This window comes from Vibrio sp. 970, assembly GCF_033339075.1.
In genome coordinates, this window is the sequence record NZ_JAWOTW010000384.1 from 1 (window position 1) to 659 (window position 659).

Sequence of the window (659 nt, forward strand, 5' to 3'; positions counted from 1 at the left end):
CTCTTAACTACATTTTTCTGGCCAGAAATCAATCCTGGTTTTGGCGTAACAATGTCTGCGGGTTTCATGGGTGGTCACGGTTCAGCCTCAGTTGTGGGAGATATTTTCACGGGTCTTGGTTGGGAAGATGGCTTCACGCTTGGTTTGACCTTTGCGACAGTCGGTATCTTCATCTCAATTTCCATCGGCATGCTGATGCTTCAATTTGCTCTAAAAATGGGTTGGATTCGAAGCTTTACAACTTTTGACAGCATGGATGAACATGAACGAAAAGGTCTTGTAAAACCAACAGAACAAGAACCAGTGATGAAAGACACAATGTCTTCACTCTCTGTGGATTCATTTGCTATTCACGCAGCCCTTGTCGTCGTCGTTACGGCTTTCTCTTATGTCGCAGCAAACTACTTATCGTCGTTCCACGACAAAGTACAAATTCCGACATTTGTAACGGGCTTTTTGGGCGGAATGCTCGTACGAATTGTCGCGAAACAAACCAAAGCGTCACGATACCTTTGTGATGGAGCATTTAAGCACGCAGCTGGTATCAGCACCGACTACCTGATCATATTTGGTATTTCGGCAATCAAAATTACTGTTCTTGCTCAGTACCTTGCGCCAATGATCGTACTCGCCATTGGTGGCATCGCATTTACGTTGTG

General features: G+C 44.9%; 1 pseudogene. It reads left to right on the forward strand.

What is annotated here, in order from left to right:
• A pseudogene (locus R7Q11_RS26835) lies at positions 1 to 659 on the forward strand (sodium:glutamate symporter); the annotation flags it as partial.